This is a genomic window from Streptomyces morookaense (assembly GCF_013030945.1).
Classification (GTDB): Bacteria; Actinomycetota; Actinomycetes; order Streptomycetales; family Streptomycetaceae; genus Streptomyces; species Streptomyces morookaensis.
In genome coordinates this window covers 258,369-278,936 of the sequence record NZ_JABBXF010000006.1, presented here as the reverse complement: position 1 = coordinate 278,936, position 20,568 = coordinate 258,369, and the positions used below count along the sequence as shown (strand labels likewise).

The 20,568-nt window shown below is 73.3% G+C and carries 20 protein-coding genes; 4 read left to right on the top strand and 16 right to left on the bottom strand.

Going from position 1 to position 20,568, the window contains the following annotated elements:
- Positions 1-28: 28 nt before the first annotated feature.
- Both HG542_RS04545 and HG542_RS04540 read right to left on the bottom strand, forming a co-directional pair.
- Positions 29-724 (bottom strand): GntR family transcriptional regulator, encoded by a 696-nt coding sequence (locus HG542_RS04545; RefSeq protein ID WP_171078699.1) that lies wholly within the window; start codon positions 722-724, stop codon positions 29-31.
- Positions 725-817: 93 nt separating this feature from the next.
- Positions 818-2,179, bottom strand: coding sequence for an aspartate aminotransferase family protein (locus HG542_RS04540; protein ID WP_171078698.1), 1,362 nt, complete (start codon positions 2,177-2,179; stop codon positions 818-820).
- Positions 2,180-2,397: 218 nt separating this feature from the next.
- Between HG542_RS04540 and HG542_RS04535 the strand changes: the two genes are divergently transcribed.
- Entirely contained in the window at positions 2,398-2,601 is a 204-nt protein-coding gene (locus HG542_RS04535) for a cold-shock protein (RefSeq protein ID WP_171078697.1), read from the top strand.
- Between the two features lie 117 nt (positions 2,602-2,718).
- Complete coding sequence (locus HG542_RS04530) at positions 2,719-4,371, top strand: serine/threonine-protein kinase (RefSeq protein ID WP_171078696.1); 1,653 nt, start codon at positions 2,719-2,721, stop codon at positions 4,369-4,371.
- Between the two features lie 68 nt (positions 4,372-4,439).
- Here the strand turns inward: HG542_RS04530 and HG542_RS04525 are convergent, their stop codons facing one another.
- Complete coding sequence (locus HG542_RS04525) at positions 4,440-5,726, bottom strand: adenylosuccinate synthase (protein ID WP_171078695.1); 1,287 nt, start codon at positions 5,724-5,726, stop codon at positions 4,440-4,442.
- 178 nt (positions 5,727-5,904) lie between these two features.
- Between HG542_RS04525 and HG542_RS04520 the strand changes: the two genes are divergently transcribed.
- Positions 5,905-6,738, top strand: coding sequence for a diacylglycerol kinase (locus tag HG542_RS04520; RefSeq protein ID WP_171078694.1), 834 nt, complete (start codon positions 5,905-5,907; stop codon positions 6,736-6,738).
- A gap of 81 nt (positions 6,739-6,819) precedes the next feature.
- Here HG542_RS04520 and HG542_RS04515 read toward each other — a convergent pair whose 3' ends face one another.
- The 12 genes from HG542_RS04515 to HG542_RS04460 form a co-directional block, all read right to left on the bottom strand.
- Positions 6,820-7,482, bottom strand: coding sequence for a response regulator (locus HG542_RS04515; protein ID WP_171078693.1), 663 nt, complete (start codon positions 7,480-7,482; stop codon positions 6,820-6,822).
- Positions 7,479-8,786: a sensor histidine kinase gene (locus tag HG542_RS04510; protein WP_171078692.1), complete on the bottom strand. Its 1,308-nt coding sequence runs from the start codon at positions 8,784-8,786 to the stop codon at positions 7,479-7,481. Before HG542_RS04510 ends, HG542_RS04515 begins: the two co-directional genes overlap by 4 nt.
- An 87-nt stretch (positions 8,787-8,873) precedes the next feature.
- Positions 8,874-9,527 carry an alpha/beta fold hydrolase gene (locus tag HG542_RS04505; protein ID WP_171078691.1) on the bottom strand — a complete coding sequence of 218 codons (654 nt, stop codon included), beginning with the start codon at positions 9,525-9,527 and terminating at the stop codon, positions 8,874-8,876.
- Positions 9,524-10,717 carry a kynureninase gene (gene kynU / locus HG542_RS04500; protein WP_171078690.1) on the bottom strand — a complete coding sequence of 398 codons (1,194 nt, stop codon included), beginning with the start codon at positions 10,715-10,717 and terminating at the stop codon, positions 9,524-9,526. Before kynU ends, HG542_RS04505 begins: the two co-directional genes overlap by 4 nt.
- The gene (locus tag HG542_RS04495; RefSeq protein WP_171078689.1) at positions 10,710-11,528 is read right to left on the bottom strand and encodes a tryptophan 2,3-dioxygenase family protein; all 819 of its coding nucleotides are present in this window, start codon (positions 11,526-11,528) and stop codon (positions 10,710-10,712) included. Before HG542_RS04495 ends, kynU begins: the two co-directional genes overlap by 8 nt.
- A 109-nt stretch (positions 11,529-11,637) precedes the next feature.
- Complete coding sequence (locus HG542_RS04490) at positions 11,638-12,051, bottom strand: DUF3151 domain-containing protein (protein WP_171078688.1); 414 nt, start codon at positions 12,049-12,051, stop codon at positions 11,638-11,640.
- A 108-nt stretch (positions 12,052-12,159) separates the two neighbouring features.
- Entirely contained in the window at positions 12,160-13,647 is a 1,488-nt protein-coding gene (locus HG542_RS04485; RefSeq protein ID WP_171078687.1) for an MFS transporter, read from the bottom strand.
- 92 nt (positions 13,648-13,739) lie between these two features.
- Positions 13,740-14,762, bottom strand: a complete 1,023-nt coding sequence (gene fbaA, locus HG542_RS04480) for a class II fructose-bisphosphate aldolase (protein WP_171078686.1) — start codon at positions 14,760-14,762, stop codon at positions 13,740-13,742.
- Between the two features lie 105 nt (positions 14,763-14,867).
- Entirely contained in the window at positions 14,868-15,413 is a 546-nt protein-coding gene (pyrE, locus tag HG542_RS04475; RefSeq protein ID WP_171078685.1) for an orotate phosphoribosyltransferase, read from the bottom strand.
- 4 nt (positions 15,414-15,417) lie between these two features.
- Positions 15,418-16,218, bottom strand: coding sequence for an aldose epimerase family protein (locus HG542_RS04470; RefSeq protein WP_171078684.1), 801 nt, complete (start codon positions 16,216-16,218; stop codon positions 15,418-15,420).
- Between the two features lie 218 nt (positions 16,219-16,436).
- A complete protein-coding gene (locus HG542_RS04465; RefSeq protein WP_171078683.1) occupies positions 16,437-17,225 on the bottom strand; it encodes an SRPBCC domain-containing protein in 789 nt (262 codons plus the stop codon).
- A gap of 99 nt (positions 17,226-17,324) precedes the next feature.
- Positions 17,325-17,975 (bottom strand): NAD(P)-dependent oxidoreductase, encoded by a 651-nt coding sequence (locus tag HG542_RS04460; RefSeq protein WP_171078682.1) that lies wholly within the window; start codon positions 17,973-17,975, stop codon positions 17,325-17,327.
- Between the two features lie 91 nt (positions 17,976-18,066).
- On the opposite strand from HG542_RS04460, the gene HG542_RS04455 reads away from it, so the two are divergent.
- Complete coding sequence (locus HG542_RS04455; RefSeq protein ID WP_171078681.1) at positions 18,067-19,038, top strand: helix-turn-helix domain-containing protein; 972 nt, start codon at positions 18,067-18,069, stop codon at positions 19,036-19,038.
- Here the strand turns inward: HG542_RS04455 and HG542_RS04450 are convergent.
- Positions 18,950-20,473: a polyamine aminopropyltransferase gene (locus HG542_RS04450; protein WP_171078680.1), complete on the bottom strand. Its 1,524-nt coding sequence runs from the start codon at positions 20,471-20,473 to the stop codon at positions 18,950-18,952. The genes HG542_RS04455 and HG542_RS04450 overlap by 89 nt on opposite strands.
- Positions 20,474-20,568: the final 95 nt, after the last annotated feature.

Sequence of the window (20,568 nt, the reverse complement as noted above, 5' to 3'; positions counted from 1 at the left end):
ATCTCGACGACCATGGGCGCATTCGACCCTATTCGATCGGAGATCTGTCGAAGCCCGTCGCGAGCGATCTGATCAGGTCGAGCGCGTGGTCGTTGTACGCGGCGACGAGCTGCTGCGCCCGGTCCCCGTCCCGGCAGGCCACCGCCTCGACCAGCTCGGCGTGGCCGTGCCACAAGCGCCCGCGCAGATCGCCGAGGCGACGCAGCAGGGGCACGGTGAAGGCCCAGCTCTGGATGCGGACCCGGTCGAGGAAGTCCGATATATACGGATTGCCGACGAGGCCGGCCAACTCCCGCCAGAAGCGCAGGTCGTAGCCGATGAGGATGTCCAGGTCCCCCGCGACCGCCGCGCGCCCCGCCTCCTCGGCCCGCCGCCGCACCGAGGCCAGCGCCTCCGGGGTGGCCGCCTGCAGGGCCCGCTGCGCGGACCGCCGGAAGACGCCCTCGACGATCAGCGTGCGCGCCTCGACCATGTCGAGGAAGTCGGCGTACGAGAACTCCCGCACCCGGTAGCCCTTGTGCAGCTCCACGTCGAGCAGCCCCTGCGCGCACAGGTCGAGCAGCGCCTCACGGACCGGGGTCGCCGAGACGCCGTAGCTCTCGGCGATCTCCTTGACGGTGAACTGCCGCCCCGCCGGAAGGCGCCCCGCGATGACCTCGTCGCGCAGGGCGTCGGCGATCTGCGAGCGCAGCGTCGTGCGCTTGACAGCGTCGCTGCCGGGCATGGTGTGCGTCTCTCCCCTTCCGTGGCCGCGCGCTGGCATCGCACGACGGGAAGCGACGCTACACGCCGGGGGGCCGGCGGGGGCAGTCCGGGGTCAGACCGTGTGCGCGTCCGCCACGCCCAGCGCCTCGTCCAGGGCGGCCAGGCCCTCCTTCGCCTCGGCCTCGGTGACGGTGCACGGCGGGACCACGTGGGTGCGGTTCATGTTGACGAACGGCCACAGCCCGGCCCTCCGGCACGCGGCGGCGAAGGCGGCCATCGGGGCGTTGTCCTCGCCCGCCGCGTTGTACGGCACCAGCGGCTCGCGGGTGGCGCGGTCGCGGACGAGCTCGACGGCCCAGAACACACCGAGCCCGCGCACCTCGCCCACCGAGGGGTGCCGCTCCGCCAGCTCGCGCAGCCCCGGGCCGAGGACGGTCTCGCCGATGTGCGCGGCGTTCTCCACGATGCCCTCCTCGGCCATCGCATTGATCGTCGCGACCGCGGAGGCACAGGCCAGCGGGTGGCCGGAGTAGGTGAGCCCGCCGGGGTACGGGCGCTCGTCGAAGGTCGCGGCGATCTCCGCGGAGATGGCCACGCCGCCGAGCGGCACATAGCCGGAGTTGACGCCCTTGGCGAAGGTCAGCAGGTCGGGCGTGACGCCGAAGTGGTCGGCGGCGAACCAGCGGCCGGTCCGGCCGAAGCCGGCCATGACCTCGTCCAGGACGAACACGATCCCGTACCGGTCGCACAGCTCCCGGACGCCCGCGAGGTAGCCGGGCGGAGGGACCATGATCCCGGCGGTGCCGGGGACGGTCTCCAGGACGATCGCGGCGATCGTCCGCGGCCCCTCGAAGACGATCGTGTCGTGGAGGTGCTGCAGCGCGCGCTCGCACTCCTGCTGCTCGTCCTCCGCGTGGAAGGGCGAGCGGTAGAGGAACGGCGCCCAGAAGTGCACGACGCCGGCGGCGCCGCTGTCGGACGGCCAACGGCGCGGATCCCCGGTCAGGTTGATCGCCGCGGCGGTCGCGCCGTGGTACGAGCGGTACGCACTGAGCACCTTGGGCCGGCCGGTGTGCAGCCGGGCCATGCGCACGGCGTTCTCCACCGCCTCCGCGCCGCCGTTGGTGAAGAAGATCTTGTCGAGGTCGCCGGGCGTCCGCTCGGCGATCAGCCGCGCCGCCTCGGACCGCACGTCCACGGCGAAGCCCGGCGCGATCGTGCACAGCCGGCCGGCCTGCTCCTGGACCGCGGCCACGACCTTGGGGTGCTGGTGGCCGATGTTGGTGTTGACCAGCTGGGAGGAGAAGTCGAGATAGCGGTTGCCGTCGTAGTCCCAGAAGTACGAGCCCCGGGCCCCGGCGACGGCGAGCGGATCGATCAGGCCCTGCGCGGACCAGGAGTGGAAGACGTGGGCGCGGTCCGCCGCCTTGACGGCTGCGCCGGCTTCGGGCGTGGTGGGCTGGTGCAGGCTCATGGTCCGAGCCTAGGGAACACGGAGGGGACGGGGCACCGGCACTGTGTACGCCAGTTGTCCCGGGTGCGGACACCCTGCCGGGCCCAAGGGGACCGGTCCCTTCGAGAATCGCCGTACCGGAAATACCGATTCGCCACCCTTTTGCATGCTAGGTTCCCTCGCGCTCTTGTATTTCCCCCTACGGAATTCCGTCTCAACTCTCTCTCCAGGAGATCGTCTTGGCCACCGGCACCGTGAAGTGGTTCAACTCCGAAAAGGGCTTCGGCTTCATCCAGCAGGACGGCGGCGGCCCGGACGTCTTCGCCCACTACTCGAACATCTCCGCCACCGGCTACCGCGAACTGAACGAGGGTCAGAAGGTCACCTTCGACATCGCGCAGAGCCACAAGGGACCCCAGGCGGAGAACATCGTCCCGGGCTGAGCGGCCCCGGGGCAGGGCCGGGAACCCGCACTTTCACCGTGCGGGATCCCGGCCCTTTGCCGTGCCGCTATTCTCCGCGGGAGAACAAGGGGAAACTGGGGGGAAGGAGTACCCGGCATGGAAGCTCTGACGCCGGAGGACCCGCGCGCACTCGGTGCCTACCGACTGCTCGCCCGGCTCGGCTCGGGCGGCATGGGGCGGGTCTATCTCGCGCGCTCCGACCGCGGCCGGACGGTCGCGGTGAAGCTGGTCCACCCGGAGCTGGCGACGCAGGAGGAGTTCCGCAGCCGCTTCCGGCAGGAGGTCCGGTCGGCCCTGCGGGTCGGCGGCGAGTGGACCGCGCCCGTCCTCGACGCCGACACCGAGGCCGCCGTCCCCTGGGTCGCGACCGGGTACATCGCCGGCCCCTCGCTGCGCCAGGTGGTCGGCCAGGACTTCGGGCCGCTGCCCGAACGTTCCGTCCGCATCCTCGGCGCCGGCCTCGCCCGCGCCCTGCAGGCCGTCCACGCCGCGGGCATCGTCCACCGGGACCTCAAGCCGTCCAACGTGCTGATCACGCTCGACGGTCCGCGCGTCATCGACTTCGGCATCGCCCGCGCCCTGGAGACCGTCACCGACGGTGGCCTCACCCGTACCGGCGCGGCCGTCGGCTCGCCCGGGTTCATGTCCCCCGAGCAGGTGCGCGGCGCCCATGTGACGCCCGCCAGCGACGTCTTCTGCCTCGGCTCGGTGCTGGCCTACGCGGCCACCGGCCGGATGCCCTTCGGCACCGCGGACAGCGGCGTCCACGCGCTGATGTACCGCATCGCCGAGGAGGAACCGGACCTCGCGGCCGTGCCGGAGACCCTGCGCCCGCTGATCGCCGCGTTCCTCGCCAAGGACCCCGCCGCCCGGCCCACTCCCGAGGAGGCCCTGGAGCGCACGGGCGCAGCCGGCCGGCTGACGGACCTGCGGTCGGGCGAGCCCTGGCTGCCCGGGGGCCTGGTCGCCCAGCTCGGACGGCACGCGGTGCAGCTGCTCGACGTGGAGGACCCGTCGGCGTCCAGATCCGAGGAACCGCCCACCCAGGTGGTGACCCCGGCCGCACCCCCGGCGGACCCGCCGACCGCCACCGCCCCGCCCGCTCCCGGGTACGGATACGGATACGGATACCCGGCGCCTCCTCCCCCGCCCCGCTCGAAGACGCCGTACCTGCTGGCCGCGATCGTGGTCGCCGGACTGCTCGCGGGCGGCGGGACCGTCTACCTGCTCCGGCAGCACCAGCAGACCGGGAACGGTTCCGGCCCGGCGACGTCCTCCACCGCTCCCCCGGCCACGGCGCCGGCCACGACTCCCCCGGCGGTCCCCGGCACCGTCGGATCGTCCCCGGCACCGCCGCCCCCCGCCTCCCCGGCGAACGGCGGCGGGGCGCAGGCCTACGCCGGGACCTGGCAGTCGGGCTTCGACTCCGGCGGCGGCCGCAGCACCCGCGTCCTCACCGTCAGCCCGGGAGCCGGCGGCAGCGGCGGCACCGTCGGGATCCGCGGCGGCGGCTACCTCGACGACGGCACCGCCTACACCTGCGCCTGGACCGCGGCCGTCACCGGCGGCGGCGACGGCGGTGCCCCGCTGCACCTCGGCCCCTCCGCCGTCGTCCAGGCCCAGCCGGCCGCGGCCTGCCAGCCGGGCTCGGCCTCCGATCTGGTGCTGCTCCCGGACGGGCGGATGCGCCGCGACTTCACCGACTCGGGCACCAAGGACGCGTCGCTGGTCTACAGCAAAACGGGGTGACAGCACGCAGAAGCGCCCCGACCGCCGGGCGGTCGGGGCGCTTCTGCGTGCAACGAGCCTTAAAAGCCTTACGAAAGGAAGGAGTTGATCTCGATCGTCTCGTCACGGCCGGGGCCGACGCCGATGGCGGAGATCGGGGCGCCCGACATCTCCTCCAGCGCCTTCACGTACGCCTGGGCGTTCTTCGGCAGTTCGGAGAACGTCTTGGCCTTGGAGATGTCCTCGGTCCAGCCCGGCAGCATCTCGTAGATCGGCTTCGCGTGGTGGAAGTCGGTCTGGCTGTAGGGCAGTTCCTCGACGCGCTTGCCGTCGATCTCGTACGCGACGCAGACCGGGATCTGCTCCCAGCCGGTGAGCACGTCGAGCTTGGTGAGGAAGAAGTCCGTCAGGCCGTTGACGCGGGTCGCGTAGCGGGCGATGACGGCGTCGAACCAGCCGCAGCGGCGGTCGCGGCCGGTGGTCACACCGCGCTCGCCGCCGATGGTGCGCAGCGCCTCGCCGTCCTTGTCGAACAGCTCGGTCGGGAACGGACCGGCGCCGACGCGGGTGGTGTACGCCTTGAGGATGCCGATGACCCGGTTGATCTTCGTGGGGCCCACGCCCGCACCCGTGCAGGCGCCGCCCGCGGTCGGGTTGGAGGAGGTCACGAAGGGGTACGTGCCGTGGTCGACGTCCAGCAGCGTGCCCTGGCCGCCCTCGAAGAGGACGACCTTGCCGTCGTCGATGGCGTTGTTGAGGATCAGCGTGGTGTCGGCGACGAACGGCCGGATCTGCTCCGCGTAGCCCAGCAGCTCGTCGACGATCTTCGCCGAGTCGATCGCGCGGCGGTTGTAGAGCTTCGCGAGGATCTGGTTCTTGAAGTCGAGGGCCGCCTCGACCTTCTGGGTCAGGATCGACTCGTCGTAGAGGTCCTGGACCCGGATGCCCACGCGGTTGATCTTGTCCGCGTAGGTCGGGCCGATGCCGCGGCCGGTGGTGCCGATCTTCCGCTTGCCGAGGAAGCGTTCCGTCACCTTGTCGACCGTCGTGTGGTACGGCGTGATCAGGTGCGCGTTACCGCTGACCAGCAGCTTCGACGTGTCGACGCCGCGCTCGTTCAGCCCGCTCAGCTCGGAGAGCAGGACCGCCGGGTCGACGACGACACCGTTGCCGATGACCGGGGTGCACCCCGGCGAGAGGATCCCGGAGGGGAGGAGGTGGAGCGCATATTTCTGGTCACCGACGACGACCGTGTGGCCGGCGTTGTTGCCACCTTGGTAGCGCACCACGTAGTCCACGGAGCCGCCGAGCAGGTCGGTGGCCTTCCCCTTGCCCTCGTCACCCCACTGAGCACCGAGCAGCACAAGTGCGGGCACAGGCGTACACCCCTTCCGGGCGGGGCATGTCCAACGTGCACGGGTGGCCCCACGCCCGCCTTGGTCAGGGCGTACACCACCGCTAGAGCCGTCGAACCGGTGCCCCGGATAGACGAAGCCCCTGGCGCAACAGCGACAGGGGCTCTTGCACCGAGAGGTTACCTGAGGAAGGACGAACGTGTCGGCTGCAGACCCGGCCGGACAGCGGCTGCTCGTCGTCGTCGACCCCGTCGCCCGCCGTGTGGACGGCGAGTCCGTGCGGATCGCAAGGGATGTGCTGTGCGCCGGATCGATGGCGAAAATCTGTCTCCCGGAGAGCCCCGAGGAGGTGGCGCGGGCCGTCGGACGGCGCGGCCGCCGGCGCACGGTGGTGATCGGCGACGACCGTGCGCTGCTCCGGGTCGTCGCCCTGCTGCACCGGCAGCGCGAGCTGGCCGCGGCACCGCTGGCGTGGGTCCCTGTCGGCTCGCTGCCGTCCGTGTCGGTGGCGCGGGTGCTCGGCGTCCCGCTGGGGGCCGTGGCGGCCGCACGGGCCGTCCTGGACGGCGTGGAGCGGCGGTTCGGCCTGCTGGCCGACGACAGCGACGGCATCGTCCTGGGGGGCCTCTGGGTACCGGCGTCCGAGGCCGGGCGCCGCTGCGCGGCGGTGCGGGGGGTGCCGGGGGCGGCGGTGTCGGCGCGCAGCGCCCTGGCCCTGCTGACCCGGACCGGGCCCCGGCGGGGGCCGCGGCCCGGGGCGCGGCTGCGGGTCGAGGCGGACGGGGTCCTGCTGGCCACCGGGGACCGGCCGGTCGGGCGCGTCGCGGTGTCCGCTCCCGCGGGGGGCGGGCTGGCGGAGGTCATCGTCCACCCGAGGGCGGGGCACCACCCGGTGCGGGCGGCGGCCCGCACCATCACCGTGTCCGGGCCGGACTTCCGCTACCGCGCCGACAACCGGGTCCGCGGCCCGGTCCGGGCCCGGACATGGACGGCACTGGGCGAGGGGTGGCGGCTGACGGTGCCGCGCGCTTGAGGGCCCCGTAAGGGGCGCTGGGGGAGGAACTGCGCGAGCAACCACAACGAACCCGCACCCGGAGAACGGCCGAACCGGCGGTCAGCCCCCCGGCGTCACCAGTCCCGTCTCGTACGCGAAAACCGCCGCCTGCGTGCGGTCCCGCAGCCCCAGTTTCACCAGGATCCGGCTGACGTGCGTCTTCACGGTCGACTCCGCCACGACCAGATGCCCGGCGATCTCCGAGTTCGAGCGCCCCTGGGCGACCAGGACCAGGACCTCCGTCTCCCGCTCCGTGAGGTCCCCGATGCGCTCCTGCGCGGGCGCCGTCTTCGGGGCGCCCAGCCGCGAGAACTCCTGGATCAGCCGCTTCGTGACCGTCGGCGCGAGCAGCGCCTCCCCGTCGGCGACCACCCGCACCCCGTCCGCCAGCTGCCGCGCCGACGCGTCCTTGAGCAGGAAGCCGCTCGCCCCGGCGCGCAGCGCCTGGTAGACGTACTCGTCCAGGTCGAACGTCGTCAGCACGAGCACCTTCGCGTCCCCGTCCGCCGCGACGATCTCGCGGGTGGCCTCCAGCCCGTTCATGCCGGGCATGCGGATGTCCATCAGCACGACGTCCGGCCCCAGTTCGGCCACCTTCGCGACCGCCTCCCGCCCGTCGACGGCCTCCCCGACCACCTCGATGTCGGGTTGCGCGTTCAGCAGCACGGAGAAGCCCTCGCGGACCATCATCTGGTCGTCGACGATCAGTACCCGGATGGTCATGCCGCATCCTCACCGTGCACCGCGACCGGGATGAACGCGGCGACCTCGTAGCCGCCGTCCCCCGTCGCCCCCGCCGTCATCCCGCCGCCGAGCATGCCCACCCGCTCGCGCATGCCCAGCACCCCGTGCCCCGCACCCGGCGAGGGCTTGGCCAGGCGGTCGGCCGGGCCGTTGACGATGCGCAGGCCGAGCCCGCCGAGGACGTACGAGACCTCCACGCGCGCCGCCGCGCCCGGCGCATGGCGCAGGACGTTGCTGAGCGCCTCCTGCACGATCCTGTACGCCGACAGCTCCACGCCCTGCGGCAGCGGCCGCACCGCGCCCGTGATCACGTGCTCGACCTCCAGCCCGGCCGACCGCACATTGGCCAGCAGCAGGCCGAGGTCGGCCAGCGTGGGCTGCGGCGCCTCGGGCGCGGTGTCCGGGCCCTCCTCGGACCGGACGACGCCGAGCACCCGGCGCAGCTCGGTGAGGGCCGCCACGGCGTTCTCCCGGATGGTCTGGAACGCGGCCGCCAGCTCGGGCGGGGTGTCCTGCACCCGGTACGGCGCGGCCTCGGCCTGGATGGCGACCACGGACATGTGGTGGGCCACCACGTCGTGCAGCTCCCGGGCGATCGTGGTGCGCTCCTCCAGCAGCGTCCGCCGCGACCGCTCGGCCTCCGTGACGGCCGCCTGGGCCTCGACCTGCTGCTTGCCCTCGCGCAGGCCCCGTATGGCGACCACGGCGAAGAGCACGAAGCCGGAGAAGGCCATCATCTGGAACAGCTCGCCGCCGTAGGGCGCCCCGTACGACCGGAACACCCCGAGGAACACCGCCAGCGCCCCGGTCAGCAGCCACATCCCGGCCGCGACGCGCGGCCGGGTGCGCAGCGCCACCAGCACCATCACCGCCAGGTGCGGCAGGAAGCCGCCCGGTGACCACGGCGAGACGCTGGAACCGAACGGCAGCACCATGCCGGTGAGGAACATCACGCCGAACGACAGCCACCACGCGCCGACCGGCCGGACCAGGGTCGTCATGATCGGCACACCGACGAACAGCGCCGGGACGAGGCCCGCGTGCTCGGTGGTGGCCAGCATGACCATGAGGGCGAAGCCCACGACGACGGCGTGCGGCAGCCACCGCGTGTACCGGGCGGCCCGGCGCGGCAGCGTCCGCACCAGCCGGTGGTCGGCGGGGAGCGGCGGGAGCGGACGGAAGGCGAAGGCGTCGGTGAAGAGATCCTCCCGGAGACGGTGGAGGAGCGTCTTCGCCACGCGCAGCTCCTCGCTCCGGGTGCTCGGCTGGAATGTGTCGGTCACACGTTCAACGCTAAGCGGGTGCGCTGCGCTGGGCGTCCGTACGAGTGGGGATTTCCGGGGGTCCGCCTCAAGTACTACACGCGCCCCTTACGGGGCGCCCCGCACCGTCTTCAGGACCGTCTCGCACGCCTCCGTTCCCGGGGTCACGGGGGCGAAGTGGTCGACCCCGTCCAGCTCCCGCAGCACCGCGTGCGGTACGGCGCGTGCGTACCGCCGGGACAGCTCCACCGGAACGTCCGTATCCGCCGTGCCGTGCACCAGCGTCACGGTGCACTCCGGCGCCGGCAACCGCATCGGATCCGCCTCCGGGCGGTAGCGGCCGCCCAGCAGTTCGTCCACGGCCCCGTCGCTCAGCGCCAGCTCCCGCGCCCGGGCCAGGTCCGCCACCGGCGCCACGGCCACCACGTGGTCGATCCCCGGCAGCCGCGCCGCCGCCCACAGCGCGAGGTGGCCGCCCGCGGAGTGCCCGAGCAGGACGTGGCGGCCCCCCGAAGCGGAGCGCACCACCTGCGCGACGTCGTCGAACGTCGCCGGCCAGCCCCCGCCCCCGCCCACCCGGCGGTACTCCGCGAGCGCCACCCTCGCACCGGGCCCGGCGAGCGCCCGGGCCAGCGGGACCAGGTATGTGCGGTCGTAGCGCTCGCGCCAGTAGCCGCCGTGCAGCAGCGTCACCCGGACCGGCGCGTCCGCGGGCCCGTGGAAGTCGACCACCTGGCTGGGGTGCGGCCCGTACGCGGTCACGCGCCCACCACCTCGCCCAGCACCCGCGCCGCGCGCTCCGCGTCGGCGAAGCCGACGTACAGCGGCGCGAAGCCGAAGCGCAGGATGTCGGGCGGGCGGACGTCGCCCACCACGCCCCGGCGCACGAGCTCCGCCATGAGCCCCCGCCCCTCCCCCGAAGCCGTCCGCAAGGACACCTGGCTGCCCCGCTCCCCATGTGCCGCCGGCGTCACGGGCGTCACCGCACCGGGTGCGTACGCCGCCACGCAGCGCAGGAAGAAGTCCGTCAGGTCCAGGCTCTTCGCCCGGACCGCGGCGAGGTCCACGCCGTCCCAGACGTCCAGCGCCGCGTCGAGCGCCAGCAGCGAGAGGATCTCCGGGGTGCCGACCCGGCCCCGGACCGCGCCGTCCGCAGGACGGTAGGCGGCGGTCATGCCGAAGGGGTCGGCGTGGGAGTTCCAGCCGGGCAGCGGCGAGTCGAAGCGGGGCTGGAGGTCCCAGCGCACGTAGAGGAAGGCGGGCGCGCCGGGGCCGCCGTTGAGGTACTTGTACGTGCAGCCGACCGCGAAGTCCACGCCGTGCGCGTCGAGTTCGACGGGCAGCGCGCCCGCGCTGTGGCACAGGTCCCACACCACGCGGGCCCCGGCGGCCCGGACCGCGGCCGTCGTGCCGGGCAGGTCGTGCAGCCGCCCGGTGCGGTAGTCGACATGGTTGACCAGCACGACGGCCGTGCGCGGCCCGGCGGCGTCCGCCAGGTCCGCGGCGGGCACGGCCCGGATCCGGCAGCCCGTCATCCGGGCCGCGGACTCCGCGATGTACCCGTCCGTCGGGAACGTCGCCGCGTCGACGAGCACTTCGTCACGCCCGTCGGCCGCGCAGCGCACCGCCGCCACAACCGCCTTGAAGACGTTGACGCTTGTCGAGTCGCCCGCCACCACCTGTCCGGGCGCGGCCCCGACCAGCCGGCCGATCCGGTCGCCGACCCGCTCGGGCGCGGTCCACCAGGCGGACTCGTCCCAGGAACGGATGCGCAGCCGCCCCCACTCCCGCTCGACGACGTCCGCCAGGCGCGCGGGGACGGCCCTGGGCAGCGCGCCCAGCGAGTTGCCGTCGAGGTAGACCGTGCCGTCGTCCAGCACGAACTCGGCGCGCTTGGCGCGCAGTTCGTCCGCGGCGTCGCGAGCAGCCGCCTCGCTCGTCAGGTCAGACACGGCTGCGCGCCGTCCACAGCTCGGGGAAGACGCTCTTCGCGGCCCGCTTCTCCAGCCAGGCCACCCCCGGCGAACCCCCGGTGCCCTTCTTCGCCCCCATCGCTCTTCTCGTGGCGACGAGATGGTCGTTGCGCCAGCGCCATACCAGCTCCGCGACCTCCGTCAACGCCTCGCCCAGGCGGCACTCGTCGCTGCCCTGGTCACCGGCATAGATGCGCTGCCAGACCCGCTCCACCGCGGGATCGCCCGCATACCGTTCGGAGACGTCCCGGCCGAGCACGGACACGGGTATCGCGTGCCCCCGGCGGGCCAGGTACCGCAGCACCTCGTCGTAGAGGCTCGGCGCGTGCAACGCCCGTTCCAGCTCGGCGTGGACGTGCGGGGCGCCGCGGTGCGGGAGGAGCAGGGAGGCCGACTTGTCGCCGAGCAGGAACTCCATGCGCCGGTGCATCGCCGACTGGAACCCGGAGGCCTCGCCCAGGGCGGAGCGGTAGGAGTTGAACTGGGCCGGCGTCAGATGCGCCACCGGTTCCCAGGACGCGTTGAGGGAGGCGAGTTCGTAGGTGGAGCGCTTGAGCGCCGCCATCGCCACGGGCAGGTCGTCGTGGCGCAGCGCGCGCGAGGCGGTCTCCCACTCGTGCACGAGGACGGTGAACCACAGCTCCATGACCTGGGTGGTCACGAGGAAGACCATTTCCCCAGGGTCGTCGGAGAGGGGTTCCTGGAGCCGGCTGAGCACGGAGGCCCGTACGTAGTCCTCGTAGGGGGTGGTGCCGGCGAAGTCGAGATTTGGGGTGCGGTTCTGGGTCATGACGCCCTCCACTGGCGGGGGTTCACCGGGTGGTCACGCCGGGATCATCCGTGCCGGTGAAGCCCTGCGGCAAGGGGCCGTACGCGGCCCCTTGCCGGCGGAGGGCGGCTCAGCCGAGGGTGTCGGCGGCCGTCGGGGAGCTGTCCCGCAGGAACGTCGAGCAGCGCTCGTACTCCTCCTGCTCGCCGATCGCCTGCGCGGCCCGCGCGAGGGCGTGCAGGGCGCGCAGGAAGCCGCGGTTGGGCTCGTGCTCGAACGGCACCGGGCCGTGGCCCTTCCAGCCGCTGCGGCGCAGCGCGTCGAGGCCGCGGTGGTAGCCGGTGCGGGCGTAGGCGTACGACTCGACGGTGCGGCCGGCCTCGAACGCGTCGTCCGCGAGCTGCGCCCAGGCGAGCGAGGACGCCGGGTACTTGGCGGCGACCTCGGCAGGCGCGGCCCCGGAGGCGAGCAGCTCACGCGGCTCGGGGTCGTCGGGCAGATGAGTCGGGGGCGGTCCCCCGAGCAGGTTCTCGTGAATGGCCATGACCTCCAGTCTGCCGCAGTGGGTACGCACCCCGTATCCCCGCGCCCGTATGCCGCGCCCCGAAGGGGCGCGGGGAACTGCGCGAGCAACCACAGCCGGCCCGCAGGCTCATACGTCCCCGGGGTCCAACGGCGGCGAGGCCACCCCGCAGTGATACGTGCACTCGGGGTGACACGGCTCCCCCGGCCCCGCAACCGGCGCGGCCGCAGGCCGCACGGTGGCCCACGCCAGCACGGCGCCCAGCACGAGCGCCCCGGCGCACCACACCATCGCGGTACCGAACGCGCTGGAGAACGCCGCGGGGTTCCGATACGTGTCCGCCCCCATGCCCGCGGCAAGTGGAAGGGCCGCCACCGCGATCAGCCCCGCGGCCCGCGCCGCCGCATTGTTGATGCCGCTGGCCAGTCCGGCCCGCCCCACGTCCACCGAGGCCAGCACGGTGGACGTCAGCGGTGCGACCAGCACCACCATGCCCAGCCCGAGCACCACCAGCGCCGGCAGCACGTCCCGCCAGTACACGGCCCCCGCCCCGGCCCGCGTCATCAGCAGCATCCCCGCCGCGCACAGCAGCGGCCCCACGGTCAGCGGGATGCGCGGGCCGATGTCCTGCGCGAGCTTCCCGGACCGGGCGGACAGCAGCAGCATCAGCACGGTCGTGGGCAGCAGCGCCGTGCCCGCCTCCAGGGCGGACCAGCCGGCGACCACCTGGAGCTGGAGCACGGCGAGGAAGAAGAAGCCGCTGAAGGCCGCGTAGACGAACACGGTGACGCCGTTGACGGCCGAGAACATCCGCACCGAGAAGATGGCCGGCGGCAGCATCGGATCGGCCCGCCGCGACTCCACGTACACGAACGCGACGCCCAGCAGCAGCCCGGCGACGGCTGGCACGACGACCTGCACCGACGCGCCCTTCTCCGGCGCCGCGATCAGCGCGTACGTCACCCCGGCCAGCGCGAGCGCCCCCAGCGCCGCCCCGAGCACGTCGAACCGGCCGCGGGCCCCGGGAGCCCGCGTCTCGGGCACGTACCGCAGCGCGACCGGCACGCACACGGCCGCCACCGGCAGGTTGATCAGGAAGACCCAGCGCCAGCCCGGCCCGTCCACCAGCCAGCCGCCCACGAACGGGCCGACCGCCGCGGCCACCCCGCCCAGCCCGGACCAGGCGCCCACGGCCGCGGCCCGGTCCTCCTCCCGGAAGACCGCCTGGATCAGCGCCAGCGACCCCGGCGTGAGCAGCGCCCCGCCGATGCCCTGCAGGGCACGGGCCGCGATCAGCACCCCGGCGTCCGGGGCGACCCCGCACAGCAGCGAGGCGAGCGCGAACCACACCACTCCGACGACGAACACCCGGCGCCGCCCGAACCGGTCCCCCAGCGCCCCGCCCAGCAGGATCAGCCCGGCGAGGGTGAGCATGTAGGCGTTGACGGTCCACTGCAGCACGGCGAGGCTCGCGTGCAGGTCCCGCCCGATGTGCGGCAGCGCCACGTTGACCACGGTGCTGTCGAGCATGGCCATGCCGGAGCCGAGCACGGTGGTCAGCACGACGGCGCGCCCCACGCGGGTGCCGAGCCGGACTGCGGGGAGCGGTTCGCCCATGTCCGGATCATCCCGCGCCCCGGCCCGGCCGGCCACGCGAAGGGGCCCGGTACGCCGTACGCGTACCGGGCCCCTTCCGGAACCGCTGTGGGTTACTTCAGCTTGGTGCCGGTCGAACGCAGGTTGGCGCAGGCCTCGGTGACGCGCGCGGCCATGCCCGCCTCGGCCAGCTTGCCCCAGGTGCGCGGGTCGTAGGCCTTCTTGTTGCCGACCTCGCCGTCGACCTTCAGGACGCCGTCGTAGTTGGCGAACATGTGGGCCGCGACCGGGCGGGTGAAGGCGTACTGGGTGTCGGTGTCGAGGTTCATCTTCACGACGCCGTTCTCCAGCGCGGTGCGGATCTCCTCCTCGGTGGAGCCGGAGCCGCCGTGGAAGACGAAGTCGAACGGGTCCTGCTTGCCGAAGCGCTCGGCGACACCCTGCTGCAGGTCCTTCAGCAGCTCGGGGCGGAGGACGACGTTGCCCGGCTTGTAGACGCCGTGGACGTTGCCGAAGGAGGCGGCCAGCAGGTAACGGCCCTTCTCGCCCAGGCCCAGGGCCTCGGCGGTGCGGATGGCGTCCTCGACGGAGGTGTAGAGCTCGTCGTTGATCTCGTGGCTGACGCCGTCCTCCTCGCCACCGGTCGGGGTGATCTCGACCTCGAGGATGATCTTGGCGGCGGCGGCCTTGGCGAGCAGCTCCTGGCCGATGGCCAGGTTGTCGGCGAGGGTCTCGGCCGAGCCGTCCCACATGTGGGACTGGAAGAGCGGGTTCTCGCCGCGGGCGACGCGCTCCGCGGAGAGGTCGATCAGCGGGCGGACGTAGCCGTCCAGCTTGTCCTTGGGGCAGTGGTCGGTGTGCAGCGCGATGTTCACCGGGTACTTCTTGGCGACGACGTGCGCGAACTCGGCGAGCGCCACGGCACCCGAGACCATGTCCTTGTTGTACTGGCCGCCCAGGAACTCGGCGCCGCCGGTGGACATCTGGATGATGCCGTCGCTCTCCGCCTCGGCGAAACCGCGCAGGGCGGCGTGCAGAGTCTGGGTCGAGGTCACGTTGATGGCCGGGTAGGCGAACTTGCCTGCCTTCGCCCGGTCGAGCATCTCGTTGTAGACCTCGGGGGTTGCGATGGGCATCTGTCCGCTCCTTGGGGTGTTGCGGTTAAGGGGGCGACGGTCATCGTCGCCCCCATGGTTTCACGTGAAACGTCGGGGCGGGACGTCAGGGCGTGACGTTCGACGTCAGGCGAGGTCCAGGTCACCCAGCGTGTAACCGGTGATGTAGCGCAGCCCGGCGCCCTCGATCGCGGACTCGGCACCGCGGTCGACGATCGTCGCCACGGCCACGACCTCGGCACCGGCCTCGCGGGCCGCCTCGACGGCGGTCAGCGGGGAACCGCCGGTGGTCGAGGTGTCCTCGACCACCAGGACGCGGCGGCCCTTGATGTCCGGGCCCTCGATGCGGCGCTGCATGCCGTGCGTCTTCTGGGCCTTGCGCACGACGAACGCGTCCAGCCGGCGGCCGCGGGCGGCGGCGGCGTGCAGCATCGCGGAGGCGACCGGGTCGGCGCCGAGCGTGAGACCGCCCACCGCGTCGAACTCCAGATCGGCGGTGGCGTCCAGCATCACCTGGCCGACCAGGGGCGCGGCCTCGGCGTCCAGGGTGATCCGGCGCAGGTCGATGTAGTAGTCGGCCTCCTTGCCGGAGGAGAGGGTCACCTTGCCGTGGACGACGGCCTTGTCCTTGATCTGCTGCAGCAGGGCGTCACGCGCGTTGGTCATGGCCATGAGCTTAGGCCAGGCTCCGCCAGGTCCATGTGGTGGAGACCTCGAGGGGGTCGATGGGCGTGACCAGGCGCGGCAGGGTGTTGAGCCCGTTCGGCGGCCCGCTCTGCGGCTCCACGCAGACGGCCTCGGGCTGCTCGTCGTAGACCACGACCCACTCGGCGCGGCTGGTGACCTTCAGCTCCAGGGCGCCGGGCCAGGTGAGGGTGACATCGACGCCGTCCGGCATCCCGAAGCAGTCGTCCCAGGGGCCGGGGAGCGGGTCGATGCGCTCGCCGGTGGGCAGGTGGTCCGCGCCGCGCCGCTCCTGCCAGGAGGGCCGGAAGCCGATCTCGACGTCCTTGCCGGCGCCGAGGTTGCGCAGGAACCAGGGGTGCCAGCCGGCCTGCGCCGGGAACGAGTCGGCGGCGGCCTCGACGCCCATCGTGAGGGTCAGGGAATCCTCGCCCAGTTCGACCAGCTGGGTGACGCGGCCGGGGTACGGCCAGGGGTCGGTCAGCTCGTAGGTGAACGCGGCGGACGTGTCGTCCGCGCGCGCGGTCGTCCAGGCGGTGTCCCGTCCGGTGCCGTGGATGGCGTGCGGTGGGGAGTTGACCGGCATCTGGTGGAGGTCACCGCCGTTGCGGAAGCGGCCTTCCGCGATGCGGCCGCACCAGGGGACCATCGGGAAGGCGCCGTACTTCGCTCCTTGGCGGAGCAGTTCGATGCCGTTGACGGTGATGCTGCTGATCCGGCATCCGTTGCCGGGGTCGACGGCGACCTCGGCGTTGCCGTGTGCGAGTCGCACGGTCTGCTCGTTGCTTGTCACGACTTCGACGATACGGGGCGCTCCGCGGGCAGTGCAGTGCGTCAACTGCGGGCTCGTCGTGGCTGATCGCGCAGTTCCTCCCCCAGCTATCTCCCCCAGCTACCGCTGGGGGGACCCCCAGAGGTGCCCCCAGCGCCCCTGACGGGGCGCCCCGGTCACGCCCACGCGGCGGAGCCGCATATCAAACACAGCCCCGTACCCCTGCGGAGCAGTCGGCGTCAGCGCCTGCGCCGCAGCACCCGGCCCACCGCCACCGCCGAGGCGAGGGCCACCGCAGCCGCGGGGACGGCCCAGCGGAGGGCTGCCGTGCCCGTGGTGGTCTCGGGGGCCGGGACCGGCGCATAGCGGCCCCGCGGCGGCGCGTGGTCGACCTCCTCCGCGCTGCGGCCGATCATCGTGCGGCGCGCGTGCGCCGCCTCGGCCGGCGGCTCGCCGCCCTCCAGCGCGTCCTCGATGACCGCCTCCAGGGCCACGCCCTCCAGCTCTTCGCCGTCGAGCCCGTCGACGTCCACGTCCACGTCCGTCGCCGGGTCCAGCGAGGGCGGCGGGACCTCCGCCTCGAACACCCGGCCCTCCTCGCGGAGCTCCTCCGCCAGCGCGGCGGCGAACCGGTCCAGCAGCCGCCGCCCCGCGGACTCCGCGGTCCTCGGGTCGAAGTCGGCCAGCCGCCCGGCACCGCCGACGGTGCCGGTGCACGTCAGCCGGGTACCGCCGGGCATCTCCTCGGGCACCGCGCTCAGCGCGAGCGTCACCGTCCCCGAGCCGCGCGCCTCCGTGCCCTCGCCCGACAGCTCGTAGGCGCCGTCGTGCTCGGTGAGCCGCAGCGCTCCCCGGTAGGTGATGGTGGAGCCGCCGATGCGCAGCCGCAGCCGCCCGGCGAGAGGTGTTCCGGAGGCGTCCGCCGCGTCCTGCTGCAGCCCGGGGATGCAGCGGGCCACGCGCGCGGGGTCGGAGAGGGCCCGCCGGACCGCAGCGACGGGAAACGGAACGAACACCTCGTGCTCCATAACCAGCGAGCCTACCCACCGGACCCCGCAGTGGTGCCTCCCCGGTCGAATCCTGTCGAACTTTCCGTCAGGAACCGACCAACCTCCGACTCTGGAATCTCACGCTCCGACCGTGAAGCGCTCACCGATGTGGTTCGCCTCCTCGACCTCGTCGACGAGGGCCACCGCGTAGTCCTCGGCGGAGATCCGGCTCGTGCCGTTCTCGTCCACGACGAGGTCGTCGAGGGCGGTGCGGTAGGTGCCGGTGCGCTCGCCGGGCGCGATCTGCGCGGCGGGGCTGACGTTGGTCCAGCGGACGTCGTCGACGGACCGGTAGAAGTCCAGCGCGTCGCCGTGCGCGTGCATGATCTGCAGCAGGAACTCGGGCAGCCCCTCGGCGTCCCACACCTGCTTCCCGTCGGGCGTGCGCAGCGACCCCGCACCGCCGACGGCGATCAGCCGCGGGGCCTTCTCGCCGAGCGAGCGCAGGCCCGCCACCAGGGACTTGGCGGCCGGCTCGATGGTGGCGACGTGACCGGGCCCGTCACCGCCGCCGACGGCGCTGACGACGACGTCCTGGCCCTCGGAGACGGCCGCCACGGACTCCGGGTCGAGGACGTCGCCGGTGGCGACCGTGAGGTTCGGGTGCTGCTCGGTGAGCTTCTTGGGGTCACGGACCACGGCCGTGACGTGATGGCCACGGTCCAGGGCCTCGCGCAGCACACGGCTGCCGATCGTGCCGGTGGCGCCGAAGAGTGCGATCTTGGCCATGGTGGGTCTCCTCACAGGGGGACGGGAGTTGTACGTGAGAACCACGCTACGAGCGGGGCAACGCCCCGGCCAGGTAAGGTCGCGCCCCGCCATGGTGAAAAAGCGACACGACATGCCGACGATCCTGGACCTCGCCTACCAGGCCCCGCCGGGCACTCCGGCCGGCGTCGAGGTCCTCACGCTCGCGGGCCTCCGCACCCGGGCGCCGGAGGGCATGCTGCCCGCACCCCAGCGGCTGGACTTCCACCAGATCATCGCCGTCGACTCCGGGACCACCGTGCACACCGTGGACTTCACCGGCCACCGGCTGGAGGCGGGCTCGGTGCTGTGGGTACGTCCGGGTCAGGTGCAGCAGCACGGCGACGTATCGGCCATCGAGGGCACGGTGATCCTCGTACAGCCCGGCTTCCTGCCGCCCGGCACGGCGGTCGCGGCGGTCGCCGACGACCCCTTCCGCCCGGTGCTGCTCCGCCCGGCGGGTGAGGACCGCGAGGCGATCTTCTGCGCGGTGCGGCACCTCGCCGCCGACTTCCGCACCGGGGCGGGGCTGCCCGCCGACGTCCACCGCGAGATCCTGCGGCATCTGCTGTCCGCCCTGGTGCTGCGGCTGGACCGGATCGACGCGGCGGAGAGGAGCGCCGCGCCCGCCGATGCGTTCGTGCGCTTCCGGGCGGCCGTCGAGCGCGACTTCGCACGCAGTCACCGCGTCGCCGACTACGCGCAGGCGCTCGGCTATTCCCCCCGCACCCTCGCCCGGGCGACGCTGGCCGCGGCCGGGGTGGGGGCCAAGGAGTTCGTCGACCGACGCGTGATGCTGGAGGCCAAGCGGCTGCTCGCGCACAGCGGACTGCCCGCCGCGCGGATCGCCGAACGGCTCGGCTTCGACGACGCCGCCAACTTCGCCAAGTTCTTCCAGCACCGCGAAGGCGTGGCCCCCGGCGCCTTCCGCGCGGCGCTGCGCGACCCCGCGCCCGTCACTGCCCGTACCGCGGGTGCATCAGGGTCGACGGCAGCAGCCCCGCCTCCCTCCTGCGCACCTCGTCGGGCCCGACCGCCACGGTGAGCCGGGCCGGCCGCAGTTGCACCGGGAAGCGGGAGGCGAGCACGAAGCCCCAGCCCTCGCCGCGGCCGCCGCCGTGCGGGGAGCCGGCCGTCACCCGGTAGGGCACGGTGCGCAGACCAACGGACCGGACCGTGGCGTCCACGGTCCAGAAGGTGTGCGGGCGCTCCTCGGGGGCGCCCGCGTGGACCGCGAGCCGCCCGTCGGGCGCGAGGGCGCGCGCCACGAGCCCGTAGAACTCCTGGGAGTACAGCTTGGCGTCGGTCGTGACGTCGGGATCCGGCAGGTCGGAGACGACGACGTCGTACGGCCCGTCGGCGTCGTGCCGGGCGCGCAGCCAGTCGAAGGCGTCGGCGGTCTCGACGCGGACCCGTGGGTCGCGGTAGGCGCCCTGGTTGAGGGCGACGAGGCCGGGATCGGTGCGGGCCAGCCGGAGTTCGGCCGTGTCGGGCTCGACGACCGTCGCCTCCGCCACGTCCGGGTGGCTCAGCACCTCGCGCAGGGCGAGCCCGTCGCCCCCGCCGAGGACGAGGACGCGGCGGTGCGGCCCGTCCATCGCGGGCTGGACGAGGGCCTCCTGGTAGCGGGAGGCGTCACCGCCGCCGGCCCGCAGCCGCCCGTCCAGGAAGAGCGCGGGCTGCCCGCCGGGCCCGCCGCCGGTGAGCACCACGTCCTGGACGCCGGTGTGCACGGCGACCCGGACGTCGGCGCCGTACATGGCCTGCAGGGCGGCCTTCTCGAACGGGCCGGTCAGCGCCGAGCCGGCCGCGAGCAGCAGCAGGACCACGACGTTGGCGGCGATGAGCGCCCCGCGCGCCCGCGCGGTGAGGTCGCCGCGGAAGAGCCACAGCACCAGTGCCCCGCCGGCCACCGCGTTGATCGCGCCGGTCAGCAGCGCGCCCGACAGCTGGCCGAGCACGGGCAGCAGCAGGAAGGGGAAGGCGAGGCCGCCGACGAGCGCGCCCACGTAGTCCGCGGCGAACAGGTCGGCGACCGCACCGCCCGCGTCCTGCCGGCGGATCCGCTGGATGAGCGTCATCAGCAGCGGCACCTCGGCGCCGATCAGCACCCCGATGGCCAGCGAGAAGCCCACCAGGGCGGGTTTCGCCTGCCCGTACCAGGCGAAACAGGCGTGCAGGGCCATCGCCGAGAGGCCGCCCGTCAGGGCGAGCACCGCCTCCACGACGCCGAAGCCGAAGGCCGCGCGCCCGCGCAGGCGTTTGGCGAGCAGGGAACCGACGCCCATGGCGAAGACCATCACCGACAGCACGACGGAGGCCTGGGTGACGGTGTCGCCGGTCAAGTACGAGGCCAGGGCGACCAGTTCCAGCTCGTACACCAGCCCGCAGGCCGCGCAGACGAAGACCGTGGACAGGACGAGGAAACGGCCGAGCCCGGCCGGTACGGGCAGCCGCGCTGGTACCGGGCGGTAGATCATGCGGGGAACGCTACGTCACGGGATGGCGACTCCTTGTCACCCACACGGGTTCAATCGCAGGATGCCGGGTTTCCCCTGGAACCACACCCAGGGGG

Bases quoted from the DNA above. Each gene is read 5' to 3' on its own strand.
- HG542_RS04545 (WP_171078699.1), bottom strand. From the start codon at position 724: ATGCCCGGCAGCGACGCTGTCAAGCGCACGACGCTGCGCTCGCAGATC.
- HG542_RS04540 (WP_171078698.1), bottom strand. From the start codon at position 2,179: ATGAGCCTGCACCAGCCCACCACGCCCGAAGCCGGCGCAGCCGTCAAG.
- HG542_RS04530 (WP_171078696.1), top strand. From the start codon at position 2,719: ATGGAAGCTCTGACGCCGGAGGACCCGCGCGCACTCGGTGCCTACCGA.
- HG542_RS04515 (WP_171078693.1), bottom strand. From the start codon at position 7,482: ATGACCATCCGGGTACTGATCGTCGACGACCAGATGATGGTCCGCGAG.
- HG542_RS04495 (WP_171078689.1), bottom strand. From the start codon at position 11,528: ATGACCCAGAACCGCACCCCAAATCTCGACTTCGCCGGCACCACCCCC.
- HG542_RS04490 (WP_171078688.1), bottom strand. From the start codon at position 12,051: ATGGCCATTCACGAGAACCTGCTCGGGGGACCGCCCCCGACTCATCTG.
- HG542_RS04485 (WP_171078687.1), bottom strand. From the start codon at position 13,647: ATGGGCGAACCGCTCCCCGCAGTCCGGCTCGGCACCCGCGTGGGGCGC.
- fbaA (WP_171078686.1), bottom strand. From the start codon at position 14,762: ATGCCCATCGCAACCCCCGAGGTCTACAACGAGATGCTCGACCGGGCG.
- pyrE (WP_171078685.1), bottom strand. From the start codon at position 15,413: ATGGCCATGACCAACGCGCGTGACGCCCTGCTGCAGCAGATCAAGGAC.
- HG542_RS04465 (WP_171078683.1), bottom strand. From the start codon at position 17,225: ATGGAGCACGAGGTGTTCGTTCCGTTTCCCGTCGCTGCGGTCCGGCGG.
- HG542_RS04460 (WP_171078682.1), bottom strand. From the start codon at position 17,975: ATGGCCAAGATCGCACTCTTCGGCGCCACCGGCACGATCGGCAGCCGT.
- HG542_RS04455 (WP_171078681.1), top strand. From the start codon at position 18,067: ATGGTGAAAAAGCGACACGACATGCCGACGATCCTGGACCTCGCCTAC.
- HG542_RS04450 (WP_171078680.1), bottom strand. From the start codon at position 20,473: ATGATCTACCGCCCGGTACCAGCGCGGCTGCCCGTACCGGCCGGGCTC.